The organism is Natrinema gelatinilyticum (assembly GCF_024266705.1).
In the GTDB taxonomy this organism is placed as follows: domain Archaea; phylum Halobacteriota; class Halobacteria; order Halobacteriales; family Natrialbaceae; genus Natrinema; species Natrinema gelatinilyticum.
Genome location: NZ_CP100756.1, coordinates 467,477 through 482,217 on the forward strand (window position 1 = coordinate 467,477; position 14,741 = coordinate 482,217).

12 protein-coding genes and 1 pseudogene are annotated in these 14,741 nt (G+C 62.4%); 6 read left to right on the forward strand and 7 right to left on the reverse strand.

Translation table 11 applies throughout. The features are described 5' to 3' along the window. Window positions 1-37: 37 nt before the first annotated feature. The 3 genes from NJU76_RS02185 to NJU76_RS02195 form a co-directional block, all read right to left on the reverse strand. Window positions 38-775, reverse strand: a complete 738-nt coding sequence (locus NJU76_RS02185; RefSeq protein ID WP_254531175.1) for a sugar phosphate isomerase/epimerase family protein — start codon at window positions 773-775, stop codon at window positions 38-40. Between the two features lie 234 nt (window positions 776-1,009). Beyond that, complete coding sequence (locus NJU76_RS02190; RefSeq protein ID WP_254531176.1) at window positions 1,010-2,062, reverse strand: NAD(P)/FAD-dependent oxidoreductase; 1,053 nt, start codon at window positions 2,060-2,062, stop codon at window positions 1,010-1,012. An 80-nt stretch (window positions 2,063-2,142) separates the two neighbouring features. Then, window positions 2,143-3,429 carry a cation:proton antiporter domain-containing protein gene (locus tag NJU76_RS02195; protein ID WP_254531177.1) on the reverse strand — a complete coding sequence of 429 codons (1,287 nt, stop codon included), beginning with the start codon at window positions 3,427-3,429 and terminating at the stop codon, window positions 2,143-2,145. A 185-nt stretch (window positions 3,430-3,614) separates the two neighbouring features. Between NJU76_RS02195 and NJU76_RS02200 the strand changes: the two genes are divergently transcribed. The 4 genes from NJU76_RS02200 (at window position 3,615) to NJU76_RS02215 (ending at window position 8,217) form a co-directional block, all read left to right on the forward strand. Beyond that, complete coding sequence (locus tag NJU76_RS02200; protein ID WP_254531179.1) at window positions 3,615-4,130, forward strand: hypothetical protein; 516 nt, start codon at window positions 3,615-3,617, stop codon at window positions 4,128-4,130. A gap of 355 nt (window positions 4,131-4,485) precedes the next feature. Beyond that, window positions 4,486-5,091: a uracil-DNA glycosylase gene (locus NJU76_RS02205; RefSeq protein WP_254531180.1), complete on the forward strand. Its 606-nt coding sequence runs from the start codon at window positions 4,486-4,488 to the stop codon at window positions 5,089-5,091. Window positions 5,092-5,688: 597 nt separating this feature from the next. Beyond that, on the forward strand, window positions 5,689-7,155 hold the full coding sequence (locus NJU76_RS02210; protein WP_254531181.1) for a flippase: 1,467 nt from the start codon (window positions 5,689-5,691) through the stop codon (window positions 7,153-7,155). A gap of 504 nt (window positions 7,156-7,659) precedes the next feature. Beyond that, on the forward strand, window positions 7,660-8,217 hold the full coding sequence (locus NJU76_RS02215) for a hypothetical protein (protein ID WP_254531182.1): 558 nt from the start codon (window positions 7,660-7,662) through the stop codon (window positions 8,215-8,217). Between the two features lie 254 nt (window positions 8,218-8,471). Here the strand turns inward: NJU76_RS02215 and NJU76_RS02220 are convergent, their stop codons facing one another. Beyond that, a complete protein-coding gene (locus tag NJU76_RS02220) occupies window positions 8,472-8,738 on the reverse strand; it encodes a cytochrome C oxidase subunit IV family protein (RefSeq protein WP_254524856.1) in 267 nt (88 codons plus the stop codon). Between the two features lie 134 nt (window positions 8,739-8,872). On the opposite strand from NJU76_RS02220, the gene NJU76_RS02225 reads away from it, so the two are divergent. Both NJU76_RS02225 and NJU76_RS02230 read left to right on the forward strand, forming a co-directional pair. Further along, complete coding sequence (locus NJU76_RS02225; protein WP_254531183.1) at window positions 8,873-10,273, forward strand: hypothetical protein; 1,401 nt, start codon at window positions 8,873-8,875, stop codon at window positions 10,271-10,273. Window positions 10,274-10,327: 54 nt separating this feature from the next. Next, a complete protein-coding gene (locus tag NJU76_RS02230; RefSeq protein WP_254531184.1) occupies window positions 10,328-10,615 on the forward strand; it encodes a DUF7410 domain-containing protein in 288 nt (95 codons plus the stop codon). Between the two features lie 228 nt (window positions 10,616-10,843). On the opposite strand, the pseudogene NJU76_RS26695 reads toward NJU76_RS02230, so the two are convergent. The 3 genes and pseudogenes from NJU76_RS26695 to coxB all read right to left on the reverse strand — a co-directional run. Next, window positions 10,844-10,984, reverse strand: a pseudogene (locus NJU76_RS26695) (RNA-guided endonuclease TnpB family protein); the annotation flags it as partial. A gap of 203 nt (window positions 10,985-11,187) precedes the next feature. Next, the gene (locus NJU76_RS02235) at window positions 11,188-13,674 is read right to left on the reverse strand and encodes a cbb3-type cytochrome c oxidase subunit I (protein ID WP_254531185.1); all 2,487 of its coding nucleotides are present in this window, start codon (window positions 13,672-13,674) and stop codon (window positions 11,188-11,190) included. After that, a complete protein-coding gene (coxB, locus tag NJU76_RS02240; protein ID WP_254531186.1) occupies window positions 13,674-14,702 on the reverse strand; it encodes a cytochrome c oxidase subunit II in 1,029 nt (342 codons plus the stop codon). Before coxB ends, NJU76_RS02235 begins: the two co-directional genes overlap by 1 nt. Window positions 14,703-14,741: the final 39 nt, after the last annotated feature.

Below are 14,741 nucleotides of genomic sequence, written 5' to 3' on the forward strand. Positions count from 1 at the left end.
GGCCCACGGGCAAAACCTTGGGCCGGCGAGCGACGAGTTAGTCGCGATATTCCGCCAACGTCTGTGCGCCGTGTTCCAGCGACGCAGCTGGATCCACTGGCTCGTCGTGCTCGTAGATCAGCCATTCGGCCCCGGCGTCGCGGGCGGCTGCCACACATCCATCGATGTCTACCACTCCGTCACCGAGTTCGACCGGGTGACCGTCGGCGATATCTTTGATGTGTACCAGTGGTGCGCGCCTCTCGAGACGCTCGAGCAGCGCGATGGGGTCGTGACCGGCCGCGGTCGCCCACCCGACGTCGAGTTCGATCGAGAGGGCGTCGTCGGTTACGTCGAGCAGCAGCTCGAAGGCGCTTCGGTCGTCGTCTACGAGGTCGACGAACTCGTGGTCGTGGTTGTGATAGCCGAGCGCGAGGTCGCGATCAGCGAGTCTGTCAGCGAGATCCGAGAGCCGAGTTGCGGTCTCCCGAACCGCCATCGAGTCTTCGAAGTGTTCCTCGGCGAGATGGGGGACGACGACGTGTTCGCATTCGAGGGCAGTGCACGCCTCGCGGACGCTGTCCGGGTCGTCCTCGAGTACGTCGATCCCGATATGAGCGCTCGCAGCCTCGAGTCCGGTCGCTTTCAGTACCTCGGCTGTCTCCCATGCTGACGTCTCGCCGAATCCGGCGAACTCCACGCCGTCGAACTCGGTTTCGCCGACGCGACGGAGGAGGGCCGGGAGTCCACCCTCGAGATCGCGCAGCGTGTACAACTGGATCGCGGTTCGCACCATGTTCAGCGTGCTACGATCTGGAGGCGGAAATTTCCTCCTTCGGTTTTCCCTCCTCGTCGCCGTCGATGGATGCGAGAATAGAAGTCGCAGACGTGCCCGAGTGGCCCGCCAGACGCGAAGACTGGTCCGTTCCGTCGGTCGGATCACGGATACGTCCCTCCCCATCCCCAGCACCGTCACTGACCTCGGCACCGTCGAGTAGACGGACAGCGGTGTATTCGGCGACGGACGTCGTCAATAGAGGGATTTCCAGAAGAACGGATAGCTCTCGACCGCGACGGTTCGAAGGAGCGCCGGACCACGACCGGCGTGAACGACCCCGTTCATCGCAACTATCGCGGCGTTGTCACCGAGGTGTACGACTCTCGGATGCCATCGGATGTCGTGTTCTCTCGGTCGTCGTCCCCGAACGTCACGAACGGCGTTCTTTGCAGCAGTTCTGGCTTCTCGCCCCGCCGAGTAGCCGTCGTTTACTTTTCCCGGATAATCGACCACGTCGCCGGCTGCATACACGTCGTCGGTCCCATCGCAGCGGAGGAAGCGATCGACTCGCAGGCCGCGGTCGGTCACCGGGAGGCCGAACCGTTGGATCACCGGATTCGGTCGGACGCCTCCCGCCCAAATGGTCAGGTCGCTTTGCTCGGCGCGTCCGTCGTCGAGAACGACGCGATCCTCCGTCACATCACTCACTCGAGCATCCGATCGAACGTCGACCGATCGGTGTCGGAGGTGTCGTTCGGCGAGCCGACCCGCCCGCGGCGGAAAGTCTGGGAGCAAACGGTGACTCGACGTGAGGAGCGTCGAGTCAACGTTTTCGGGGATGGTCGAGAGCGTCGCGGCCGTCTCGACGCCTACGGGCCCCCCGCCGACAATGACGACATCGTGAACGTCGGGAGACCTCACTCCGTCCCGTACCTCGCGTGCGTCGGTCCGGATATCGGAGACGTGTCTCCGATCGTCGATCGAGTACGTCGTCACGCCGCCGACCGCAATCAGGAGTGTATCGAAGGTCAGTGCCCCGCTCCGAAGTTCTATCTTGTGGTTCGATACGTCCACCTCGTTGGCGATACCCTGGACGAAGGTGACGTCCTTGTCGCGGAACACGCTTCGGAGGTCGAGGCACGCGTCGGCAAACGGCGTCCCCTCGAGCACATCGTAAAGGAGAAACGAGAACACGTGGAAATCCCGATCGGAGACGACGACCACGTCCGTCTCGTCGGCCCGCTCGAGGGACGCCGCCGCGATCAATCCCGCTTCGCCGCACCCGAGGACGACTGTCCGTTCCATCGTTTCTGGGACCCCCGTTCCGTGAGTCTACGGGTCCGAAACACGTCAGGTCGCTCGGACCCGCATCCGTGTCGCCGATCTCAGACGTTGGCGAACGTCGACGATGAGTCTGTTTCGTCTCGATCCTCCGACTGCTGTTGTACTCGTCCGATCGAGCGGCCGTATAGTTTCGTCAGGGGCGTCGCCGTGATGCCGTGGACCAGTATCGAACTCGCGACGACGAGGCTGGTCACGCCCCAGACGAGTTCGTTGCCCAGGAGCCGGTGAGTGATGGTCGCATAGAAGATCGCCGCAATACCGATCGGCCCGAACCAGCCGGCAAAGAGCGCACCGCGTGTCCCGATCGGATCGACGGTGCGGTCGAACACGACCATCATGGGCACGCGCCGGAACAGGAGGATGCAACCCGCGAGCGCAACACCCGACCAGCCCAGGGCGAGCCACTGGTCCCACGGCAGCGCCAGGCCGAAGAGGACGAAGATCGGGAACGTGAACAGGCGAAGCACCGTCTCCTGGACCTTCTGTTCGTCGACTTCGTCGGTCGCCTCGGCAAACCGGTTGAAGAGTAGCCCAGCGACGAATACCGCGAGGATGCCGTCGCTTCCGAGCAGTTTGACGCCGCCGAGGACGGCAAAGGTGAACGCGACGGTCACGCTGAGCAGCGACGACTTCTCGAGGAAGGCGCGTTCGCTGGACTCGCTCTCGATCCAGCCGGCCGTGGCACCGACGGCCGCGCCGATGGCGATGGCCGCGCCGACCTCCCAGAGCAGCGTCCCGACCACCCAGTCGACGATCGCTCGCTCGGGCGGGTACAGGAGGACCAGCAGCGGAAGGAAGACGAGCGGGTACGCGAGCCCGTCGTTAGCTCCCGATTCGGCGGTGAGAAGGTTTCGTATCGACGACGGAATGTACCTCTCCGCGATATTGCCCGTGACGATCGTGCCGGCGAGAACCGGATCGGTCGGCGTCACGATTGCGCCGATGAGAAGTGCGGTCCAGCCGGAAACGTTCACCAGTACGTAGACGAGCCCGCTGCTGACGAGCCACTTGCCGACCATCCCCGGGACGAGAACCGCCGACATCGCTCGAGCGTTCGTCGGAACATACCGTTGCGGGAGCCTGAGCGCGGCTGCCATGACAGCGAGTCCGACCGTGACTCTGGCGAACTGCTCCAGAACGGCGAAGGGATCGGATATCCCGCCGAGGTGGAGGATGTCCAGTCCGTAGGGGCCCAGAGCGACGCCCAGGGCCGCCGCAGCCATTGGTTCCGAGGGCAAGTAGGACCTGTCCTGTAGCAATTCGGAGACGAGGCTCAAGACGAGGGTCAGGCCGCCGATCGACAGGAGCGCAATGTTCAGGTCTCGCATGGTTCGATCCCGGAGTCGGACTGTGAGTGAACCCGTTCCGACGTCGAGTGTTCGAATGTCTGCGAGCGACGGAATAGGAATTCGGCCTGCGTTCGCACTCCTCTCGCGCTGCGTTCGCACGACGGTGGACGATCGGCAGTCGCCGGTGTGAGACCTACCTTCCTGCGCGGCGACGGTCCGTTCGAATGGTCAACGCCTTCTGGCTCGACCGCGACGTAGAGCAGGCAGCGGCGTGGCTCGTCGATCGGCACGTGACCAGCAGCGTTTTCGAGTGCTCGATGGTGCTTTCGACCGCGGTACGACTGAATGGCTTTCCGGAATCCGACGCGCCGTATTTCACCCATCAGAACCATCCGCTGACCCGCTGGGCGGCGCGGTCGGCCGCCAACTGGCGCTACCTGCGCGACTACACCGGGGCTGCCCACGAGGAGTGGCGCTACCGCTGGGACCACGACTCGACCGAGCGCCACGGCTGCTGGGACGCGGTCCACTCTCTGGACGGGGCGGCCGTCTTCGACCTCGAGTGGGCGGCCGAGGGTCGCGACGATCCGCCTCAGCTCACGGGAGAGTGGAGTGCCGACGACTACGTCGACGCCTACCGGTACTACTACGCGAACGAGAAACGACACCTGTTCAGCTGGTCGAAGGATCGGTCGATGCCCCCGTGGATTAGCGAGTACACGGTCGACGACGGCGGGTGAACGCCACGCAACGAAACGACGACGCGGCGAGCGCCGCTGGTCCATGCCAGGGACGTCGACGATGGCAGGTCGGTCAAATCGGCGACGGAGCGGTCGACCTCGAGGCTTGTACGGTCTGCTGTACCGATGTACCGGTGCACCCGCAGGACGGTCGCGGTTGCACCGGCAATGACTCACAGTAGTCCGAATGTACCGCCGCCGTTCGCGACGCGAAAACGGAGTGGTTCGCAGAGAGGGGCTCACCGCTGCCGGTGCTCTGGACCGTGACGGGGATGGCCGAGACGAATCAACTCGAGCGACTGTCGAGCAGAAGTCGGCAAAAGGGTGTTTGCCGACACCGGCGTAGTCCCGCACGATGACCGATCAGATCGAGTGGGAGTTCGAGACGGAGTTCGCGAACGCGCTCGAAGCAGTACCCGACGATCAATACGATCGAGAACGGTTCGTCCCCGGCGTCGGGCCGTTGTCCGCGGACGTGATGCTCATCGGCGAAGCCCCAGGCAAACAAGAGGTCGAGCAGGGTGAGCCGTTCGTCGGCCAGGCCGGGGCGCAGCTCGATCGCGTTCTCGAGGAGAGTGGGCACGACCGTTTGGAGCTGTACATTACGAATCTCGTCAAGGTGCGACCGCCCGAGAACCGCGATCCGTACGTCGCCGAGATCGAGGCCTGGTGGCCGGTCCTCGAAGCCGAGATAGAACGCGTCGACCCGAACGTGCTCGTTCCGCTGGGGAGTTTCGCCACCGACGAACTCCTCGACACCGACGAAACGATCACGGATCTGCACGGCCGGGTGTTCGAGAGCGGGTTCCAGCACACCACGGACTCCTCGAACGGGCGCGGTTCGCGAGAGGGCGAGGGGCGGACCGTCGTTCCGGCGTTCCACCCGGCAGCGGCACTCTACGACCGCAGTAAGGTCGACGTAATACAGTCGGACCTGGCGACCGCCCTCGAACGGGCCTGAAGCGAACTGCGAGGTCCTCGTCCGCCGCCATCAAAACCGGCTTCGGTCCGCCGACCGTCAGTCGGCTGTCGACGCTTTCCTCCCTCCGCTGGCGCGGGCATCGTCGATCAATTCCTGGACGTCGATTCTGCGACCCTGGTCGGCGTCTCGAAGTCGGCACCGGCCGCAATCTCGGTCTCGTAGGTCGTGGCACCGCGTTCAGTGACGCGGATCCGCTCACCGTCGTACGTGAGTCGACCGTCGGTCCCCTGGATCGCGTACCCTCCTGGGGACTCGCCGTCGACGCCGGCGCCGCTGACGGAGACGCTCGCGGTTACCGGCTGGCCGTCACGCTCGAATCAGATCAGGCAACCCGACGGAACTCGAGGGTCGATGTGCCGATTACGAGTTTCCTTCGTCGCGGCCACCGACCGCGGATTGCAGTAGGTTGGCGATAACAATGTCGTCGGTTAGTGACCGTCCGGGCAGTGATCAGGAACGTCTTCGCACGTCGAGACCGACGGGACAGTCCAGCAGTCCACGCTCGGTTCGTGAGAGCGAGACCGACGACGCCGGTCCATCGTCGTCACGTGACCGCTTCGGCGATTTCATCGATCAATGTCGGTTACTGAGCGGATCGTCGACGGCTTCAAGGCGACGCTCGGGGCTCGCCTCGTCACGAACATCGCCAACGGGGTGTTGATGTTGTTGCTCGCTCGCTTCTTGCTCACTCCCGACGAGTACGGGCTGTTGTTCTTCGTCGTCGCGGTCCTGGGCGTCGCGAGCATGGTGACCGACCTCGGAAGCGCCCGCTCGGCTGCGCGCTACGTCTCCGAGTACAAGGAGACCGACGACGGGAAAATTCCGTATATTCTCCGGACTTCCCTGGGATATCGTCTGGTTTTGATCGCTATCGTTACCAGTACGATGGTCGTCGGCCACGAGCGTCTCGCGGGCCTCCTCAACACGCCGGAGGCGGCAACGCTGTTGATAGTCGGCGGCATATACCTCGTCTTCCAGTCACTGAACTCCTACGGCCAGACGCTCTTTCAGGGGTTCAATCGCGTCGAACTCAGCGCTGTCGTCAGCGTCGTCAACAACGTCACGCGGGTCGCATCCGTCATCGCACTGACCGTCCTCGGACTGGGTGTCGTCGGTGCGATGCTCGGGTACGTGGTGGGCGCGGCGCTCGCGGCGATCGTCACACTGGTCGCTCTCTACCGCCGATTCTACACGGCCTACGACGACGACGGTGGTGAGAAAGCCCTTCGTAACCGGATGTTCAGGTACAGTATTCCGCTGACCGCGTCGACCAGCGCAAACATACTCGACAACCGAATCGACACGATCCTCGTCGGATTCCTCCTCAATCCGCTCGCAGTGAGTTACTACGTCCTCAGCAAGCAAATCTCCCAGTTCGTCCTCGTCCCCGCTGGCTCGCTCGGCTTCTCAGTCTCGCCCACCTACGGCGAGCAGAAAGCGACCGACGCGCTCGAGAAGTCGGCCCGAATCTACGAGTCGACACTGCAGTACGTCCTCCTCCTCTACATTCCCGCTGCCGTCGGGTTGATCCTCGTCGCGGATCCCGCCGTTCGACTGGTGTTCGGGGCCGATTACGCCGGGGCCGCACCCGTCCTTCAGCTGATGGCGATCTACGTCGTCTTCCAGGCCATCACTAACGTGACGACCAACGCCTTAGACTACCTCGGGCGTGCATCTGACCGCGCGGTCGCGAAGGGGGTGACCTCCGCAGCCAATGCCTGCCTCAACGTGCTCTTGATCCCGCGCTTCGGTGTTCCTGGTGCCGCGTTCGCGACCGTGGTCACCTACGGAATCTACACTACGGTCAACGTCGCCGTGATGTATCGGGAGCTCGGGTTCGATTACGCACGGATCGCCCGCTCAGTCGCTCTCATCGCCCTGATTTCTGCGAGCATGGGCCTCGCGGTGCTGTTTTTCGTCCCGTACGTGTCGAACATCGTCGCCCTCGCCGGCGTCATCGGCCTCGGTGTCCTCATCTGGGGCGTTCTCGTGACGCTAAGCGGGCTGGTCGATCCAAGGAAAACGATCGCCTTGCTCACCTGATCGGGTCCTCAACGGTCGTCACCAGTTCCGATATATATAGATATACCTCGTTCTTTCCGCTACCGAGTCCCACGAGCGGTGCGACTGGCATCCGTTCTCTCGTCTTTCGTTGCCGGCATCGGTGGGTAACAATACCATTATTGAGCACTCTATATCGGTAACACGATCATGTCAATATTTGATACAGTCAGTAGCCGGACTGTGCACCCGAATCCCGTCCACTCGATACCGATACGCCAGCCGTTCGGTCGTTCGTCGACCGATTCGTGCGGGACGAGCTCGACGCCGCGGTCGATTCGCTGCCCGAGGCGGCGTTCGAGCCGCGCTCAGTACTGACGTCCCTCTTCGGTGTCGGATACGATGGCTGGTACGCCCTCGTCGCAGACGATATCTCCGGCCATCGCCTCGATTGCACCCTCGGCTGGGGTCGGACGACGCCACTTCGTCTCGCACTCGCCGACAGCGTCTCCAGCTACCGGCGCTCGGACACGGGCCGTCGGTTCCTTGAGCCTATACGGAACTCGACGGCGACGACGTCGTTCCGATCGACGGCGACGATATCACGTCGGCGATCGACGGTCGCTCGTTCGACACGATCGTCACGACGGGACCGCGACCACTGGATCGCGAGTTCTTCGACCACGTCGATCGCTCGCCGCGTTCGCGTTCGGCGGCTTCGAGGCTGGCGTTCGAGCGACCCTGCTTGAGGAGACCCCATATTCGATCCGCGTCGCCGACTGCGATGCGACCGGCATCCGACCGCGAACGTTCGCCACCTCTCTCGGCCACTCGCTCGTGAGACAGATCGATATCCACTTCGAGACGGGGAGTCCCTGGCGCTTCCACGCGAACCCCCGCGAAACAGTCGACCGGCTCTCCGTTCTCTTCGATGGTCTCGACCAGGTATCGCGCCGGCTCGGCGAAGCGCGAACGAGCAGTGCCGGTGTCAGCCTCTCTCCGACGACCGAATCATCCCCAACCGATCCCGAGACACCGGCCGGTCACCACCGTCCGGAATCTTCCACCGATTTCGACGCCTCCCGCGAACCCGGTCATCGGTGAGGCGAACGGACCGACGTCGCCGTCGATGGCGGGTTCGGATTCGAACCAGAGGCGCGAGGCGTACGGGTGAAACTCGAGGGTGAGTACTGTAGGGGGGACGAAACACGGTTCGGCGACGATACCGTCGATAGCGACGAGAACGCAGACAGAACGATACCGACGTGCAAAACGAGAAGCCAGACAGACGGTCAGACCAGACAGACCGGACACGAATTGGGTCGATCACCGGCGACCAAAACTCGATACGCGCCCGCTTATTGGATCGAGTACCCGGCGGCGAGGGTCAATAGGAGCACCATGAACAATGCCGTGAGCATCAGGTAGGTGATCGAGCGCGGTTCGTCTTTCAGGTGCTGGAAATAGCCGGCGATCAGTGACGTCTTGGTGGCGGCCAGGATTAGCGTTCCGGTGACCGCCATCCCGTAGGTGAAGATGCCCTCGAAGTGGAAGAAGACAAATTTTCCCGTCGCTAACAACATCAGTGCTACGTAGACCAGGGCGTAGGTCCGAACGCTCGTCATTGGTGGGGATTGTGAGTGATGGCTACTTATACCTTCCTCATGCCATCGAATGGATCGCGGCACCCGACGTGAACGCGATCGGTTGAAAAACACAAAGCGACACGTAGATGCGTCGCCAGCGTGACTAGCCGGCAATGAGTGAACGTTCGGCTCTCGCTCGCCGGACCGGTATCGTACTGGCACTCGCACTCGTGGCCCTTACCGGAGGGATCGGCGTCGTCGCCGCGAGCAACGTCGCCGCGGGCCTCACCGGGTCGACCGACGTGACGGTTCCGACGTGGCTGTATCTCGCGACGGGAGGCGGTACCGTCGGCGCCTCGGCGCTGCTGACGATGCTCGTCACCGACCGCGGCGTGATCGGAACCTACCACGACCGCGCGCTCGAGGCACCGGCCCGACGACTGGTGGCCGCCGGGTCATTTCTTCTCGGCGCAATCGGTGTCCTCGGACTCGCGGTCATCGCCGTCGCCGGGATCGCCGGGCCGAATATCGGTCTGGTCAGCGCGACCGTCTTGGCGACGTTCGTCGGCGGACGCGCACTGCTGACGATCGTGACCTACACTGTCGGGAATCCGTGGCCGGCGCTGAATCCCTGGCGCCGGATCGCGGCGGCGCTGCCGAACGGCTACGAATCGTACCCCGAATCGTACCGCTCCTGGCCCGCTGTCGTGGCTCTGTTGACGTTCGTCTGGCTCGAGGTCGTCGCACCGTTGACGTCGTCTCCGGACGCGCTTCTCGCGGTTCTCGTCGTGTACTCGCTGTTTACGATCTCGAGTGCGGTCGTCTACTCGCCGGAAACGTGGTTTCGCCGCGGCGACCCGCTCTCGCTGTGGTTTCGCTGCTACGGTGCGGTTGCACCGATCCAGCGCACCGACGACGGCTTGAAACTGCGATACCCGGGATCGGCGCTGAGCGACGACGAGCTCATCACCGACGCCTCGCTCGTCGCGTTCGTCCTCGCGCTAGTCTGGGAACTGACCTTCAGCGGGTTCATCGTCACACCACTCGGCGTCAGTACGATCGAAGTACTGGTCGAGCTCGGGATACCGCCGGTCCTCGTCTATCTGGGCTTGCTCGTCGGCGGCTTCGGTCTGTTCTGGAAGGTATACTGGCTCGCCATCGATCGAACTCGCGAGCGAGCCGAGACGTACCTCTCACGACACTACCTCGGGCTCCGATTTGCCGCGCCGCTGCTGGCGATTGCAGCGGGCTACCACCTCGCCCACTACGTCAGCTTTGGGCTCTCATTGTGGCCGTCGCTGCTCGACGCCCTGGCGATGCCGCTGAACCCGCCGCCGAATCCGACCCAGTATGCACTGCCGGGCTGGTTCGGCTACGTCGAGATAGCCGGCATCCTCGTCGGCCACATCCTCGCCGTGTGGATCGCACACACCGTCTCCTTCGAACTGTTCCCCGGCAAACTGCAGGCGATCAGGAGCCAGTTTCCGCTCATCGTCGTCATGGTCTTTTTCACGATGGTGAGCCTCTACCTCGTCTCCCAGGGTTCGATGAGCCCGCCGTACGTTCCGAGCTGAGGTCCCACGTCGAACCGGCAAACACTTGCTCGCACCGCCGTAATGGTCGACTGAATGGCGACCGACGGCACGCTCGAGCGAGAGTACGACGTCCCCGTGGACGAATCGCCCAGCGCGACCTGTCCGTACTGCAGTCGTCCATTTCGATCCGAGCGATACGTGACGTTTCACATCGGTGTCGAACACTCCGACGTCTGCTCTGCAGACGAACGTGAGGCGTTCGACGACGAACGAGACGACGAGGAGTACGAACTGTTCACGTTCCACTTCAAGGCGGCAATCTCCGTGTTCCTGGTCTACTTCCTGTTTACGTTCGTCTACGCGCTCGTCTGGGCAGGTTGACAACCTCCCACCCTAACGGGCGAGGATTCCACGACGTAGATATTCGGGTTACGCGTTTCCCCTGGCCGCACGTACGCTTTCGCGTGGGCCGTCGACGGTCGCCACCGAATCGTGACCAACGGTTGTGCTTCCCAGCACGTGTAGCCCTGTCAATGGGATCTTCCTCCCTGTTACTCGCAGGCGTCAAAGATGGCTGGCTATGCAACCAGCGAGGGAGCACGATCCGCCTCACCCGAGGTGGTAGGCCGTGCATGGTTCACCCACTCGTCGTGCAATATTCTCCGAAGCGTTCAGGTCGACGTGTCGTCCACGGTTGCAGGCCGAACACGAAACGTGGTCGCCATCACGAGTTCCCATCGAGTCGCACGAGTGCGCGAGTGTGGCACATGCACAACCGACGGTGACTCGCCATCGACCGTCTGAAGACTCCTCGAGTAGCGTCCGGTCGCGATGGACGATCCGAAGGCGACCGATGCGGTCTCCGACGATGGAGAGACGAACTGAATTGCGACGGCAGAATCAAGAAGCGTCCACGAACTCGCGCGAACGGAACCCGGTGTAGCGCCGAGGCGCTACATCAGGTAGAACAGCGGGAAGAGGAACACCCAGACGATGTCCACGAAGTGCCAGTAGAGCCCGAAGTACTCGACCGGCATGTGATCCTCGAGGTAGGCGTCGATCGAGACGACCCTGTAGATCATGAACAGGGCGATCAGCAGTCCGAGGATGACGTGCAGCGCGTGCAAGCCGGTCGTTACGAAGTAAAGCGAGTACTCGATCCCGCTGAACCAGTAGTGACCGTCTGCGAACTTGCTGCTGTACTCGAAGGCCTTGACGCCCATGAACACGAGTCCGAGCAGGACCGTAACGCCGAGCGATGCGAGCAGTCCCTTCTTGTTTCTGCGTTCGGCCATCACGTGCGCCATGACAACCGCGAAACTCGAGGTCAACAGAACGTACGTGTTGAATAGCCCGGCGATGGTGATCGAGTCGAGATGCCAGTTACCCCAGCCGCCGTGGATGCGCATGAAGATGTACGCGCCGATAGCGGCACCGAAGACGACGACGTCCGACGCCAGGAAGAACCAGACGCCCATCTTCTCGTTGTTGATGCCCTCGAACGGCCAGCGCTCGGCGACCGCCATCTCGGGTGCATCGAATTGCTCGCGTCCGAACTGGAACAGCGTGACCCCGAGGAGGCCGATCCCGATCGCGGTCAGAGCCGGATAGACGATGCTCTTTGCCGGAGCCGAGTCAGACAGCGTCACGAAGTCGCCGGCGTGGATGTGATTGCTGACGAACGAATGGATGTACGGTGTCATCCCGCTTAAGCCGAGGAAGAACGTCGCAGTGGCGACCCCGATGCCGAACGGCCAGATACTCGCGTGATCGGCGTGTCCTTCCTCGTGGCTGACCGTCGCCGTTCCGGTTGCTTCTTTTCCGTGTGCGACGCCGCCGTCGGTCGCAGTCGCCGCGTCGTCGACGAACTCGAGCGACCCGCTGGCGTAGCTGGGCCGGTCAGGCCAGTTCTCGAGCGGCGGTGGCGAGGGAATCGCCCACTCGGCGGTTCGGGAGAACGTCCACGGATTGTCCGGGGCGTCGGGGCCGTCCACCAGGCTCTTTCCGAGCGTGATGAACACGAGGAGGAACGATGTGCCGAGGACGAACGCTCCGACCGTCGCCAGCTGGTGGAACAACTGCGTCCCCTCGGGGTAGTGGAAGACGCGCCGCGGCGTCTCCCAGGCGAGGAACATCGGGAAGTAAAGCAGGTTGAACCCGATGAAGTAGACGGCGAAGCTAAGCTTGCCGAGTGTCTCAGAGTACATCTTCCCGGTGATCTTGGGCCACCAGTAGTAGAGGCCACCGACCAGCGCCGTGACGCCCGAGACCATCACGTAGTGGAAGTGTGCGACGACCCAGTAGGTACCGCGGAACTCGTAGTCGAGGACGACAGCGCCCAGGAATACGCCCGTAATCCCGCCCAGGATGAACAGCAAGAGCGCACCGAGCGAGAACAGAAACGGCGTCGTAAATCGGACGCGCCCCTTGACCATCGTATAGATCATCGCGAAGACCATCAGGTCGAACGGCAGTGAGATTCCGATCGTCGTCGCCATGAACAACGTCTTGATCGGGAGATTGATCGTCGACAGGAACATGTGGTGCATCCAGACGAGGAACGACTGCACCGCGACGAGGACCATCGCGATAATGACCCACTTCCGGCCGACGAGTCGCCGACCGGTGAACGTCTGGAACGTCTCGAACATGATCCCCAGCGCGGGGAAGAAGACGATATACACCTCCGGGTGCCCGAAGAACCAGAACACGTGCGCCCACATCAGGCTCGAGCCCTCGTTCGTCGCGAAGTACTGCGTGAGGAAAAGGCGGTCGATCGACAGCAACAGAACCGCCGCCAGCAGCGCCGCGAACGCGAACAGCATCATCCAGACCGTCAGCAGCCACGACCAGGAGAACATCGGCATGTTCCACAGGCCGAGGCCCTCGGCGCGGGACCGATGCATCGTCGTCAGGAAATTGACCGTCCCCATCGTAATCGAGATGACGAACAGGGTCAACGCGAGGATCGTCCCGTTACCGCCCGCCGTCACCTCCATCACGGAGTTGTACATGGGAACGTTCAGCGGTGAGTACATCGTCCAGCCACCGGAGAACGATCCACCCTGGAAGAACGAGATTCCCATGATGACGCCCGAGAACAGGTAGAACCAGTAACTCAGAGCGTTCAGGCGGGGGAATGCGAGATCTTTCGCCCCGATCTGCAGCGGGACGAAGTAATTCGCGAAGCCCGACGCGATCGGCGAGAGGAACCAGAAGACCATCAACAGACCGTGACCGGTCACCGCCTGGTAGTACTGATCGTTCGAGAGCAGGCCCGTCCCGCCGGGCACCCACAGGTGTGCGCGGAACAGCAGCGCGAGTACTCCACCGAACACCAGGAAGAAGAGGGCGGTTCCCAGGTACAGGACTCCCACGTCCTTGTGATTCGTCGTGACTAGCCACCGCTTGATCGACCGCTTCGGCGGAAGGTCACTCATCAGTTCCCACCTCCGTCGTTCGATTGGGTTTCGTTTCCGTTCGATTGGGTTTCGTTTCCATTCGTGTTACTATCAGTCGCGTTCATTCCCTCGAGCGTGAAGGTTTCGTCGACCGGGCCGGTCATATCGATTTCTTTCGTGATCGGTTCGAACTGGCCGTCGGTTGACGTGAGCGTCGCGTTGTAGGGACCACCGTACTCGATTTCGGTGATCTCGATCGTCCCGTTCTCGAACTGGTCGGCCGAGTACGTCTGCTCGAAGTCACGCTCCTGGTGCTCGACAGTCAACTCGTACCCCTCCGTCACGGGCGTCTCGTTCGCGTCCTGAACCGTGTACGACATCGTCAGCTGACTGTTCATCCACTCGTCGAACGCTTCTGGCTCCATGACCTGGACGGTCCCGGTCATCGAGGTGTGGAACTCGCCACAGAGTTCGAAACACTGGATCTCGTGGGTCGCGCCAGCGTCTTCGGCTTCGAACCACGTCCTGTCGTACTCGCCCGGAATCGCGTCGGCTTTTACCCGTTGATCGGGTATGCCAAACGCGTGCCAGACGTCACCTGACGTCACATTCAGCCAGATACGTTCGTCGGCGGGAACGCGGAGCGTACTCGTCGTCTCGATTCCGGTATCGTACTCGAAGAACCACGCGAAGCCTTCTCCAGTGACTTCGACGTTGAGCGCCTCCTCTTGTCCTTGCTGCTGGCCGGGGTCTTCGACGTACAGCAGCATGCTATACGTCCAGACCACCAGCGAAATGACGATAATCGCGCTGATGCCGAACGAGAGGAACAGTTTCTTGCCGCCCTTTCCGCCTGTCGGTAACTCCCCGACCGATGGCAGGTTCTCGTCGGCGTCATTCTCGTCGGTATCGCGGTATTTGTACGCGTTGTACAATGTATACGCGACGACGACGATGCCGACGAGCGTTCCGAGTGCGAGGAAGACCAGAAAGATCTCCTGGAACACGTCAACTCGAGTTCGAGCCTGCTGCAGCGGGGTCGTAAATGCGCTGTAGATTGTATTCACCTCTTTTGAAGGTCGCTTATATGTCGGACGATGATTGCC

Excerpts from the sequence above, each read along its gene's own strand:
- NJU76_RS02235 (WP_254531185.1), bottom strand. The coding sequence starts at position 13,674 with ATGAGTGACCTTCCGCCGAAGCGGTCGATCAAGCGGTGGCTAGTCACG.
- NJU76_RS02230 (WP_254531184.1), top strand. The coding sequence starts at position 10,328 with ATGGCGACCGACGGCACGCTCGAGCGAGAGTACGACGTCCCCGTGGAC.
- NJU76_RS02195 (WP_254531177.1), bottom strand. The coding sequence starts at position 3,429 with ATGCGAGACCTGAACATTGCGCTCCTGTCGATCGGCGGCCTGACCCTC.
- NJU76_RS02210 (WP_254531181.1), top strand. The coding sequence starts at position 5,689 with ATGTCGGTTACTGAGCGGATCGTCGACGGCTTCAAGGCGACGCTCGGG.
- NJU76_RS02220 (WP_254524856.1), bottom strand. The coding sequence starts at position 8,738 with ATGACGAGCGTTCGGACCTACGCCCTGGTCTACGTAGCACTGATGTTG.
- NJU76_RS02185 (WP_254531175.1), bottom strand. The coding sequence starts at position 775 with ATGGTGCGAACCGCGATCCAGTTGTACACGCTGCGCGATCTCGAGGGT.
- NJU76_RS02205 (WP_254531180.1), top strand. The coding sequence starts at position 4,486 with ATGACCGATCAGATCGAGTGGGAGTTCGAGACGGAGTTCGCGAACGCG.
- NJU76_RS02190 (WP_254531176.1), bottom strand. The coding sequence starts at position 2,062 with ATGGAACGGACAGTCGTCCTCGGGTGCGGCGAAGCGGGATTGATCGCG.
- NJU76_RS02225 (WP_254531183.1), top strand. The coding sequence starts at position 8,873 with ATGAGTGAACGTTCGGCTCTCGCTCGCCGGACCGGTATCGTACTGGCA.
- NJU76_RS02200 (WP_254531179.1), top strand. The coding sequence starts at position 3,615 with ATGGTCAACGCCTTCTGGCTCGACCGCGACGTAGAGCAGGCAGCGGCG.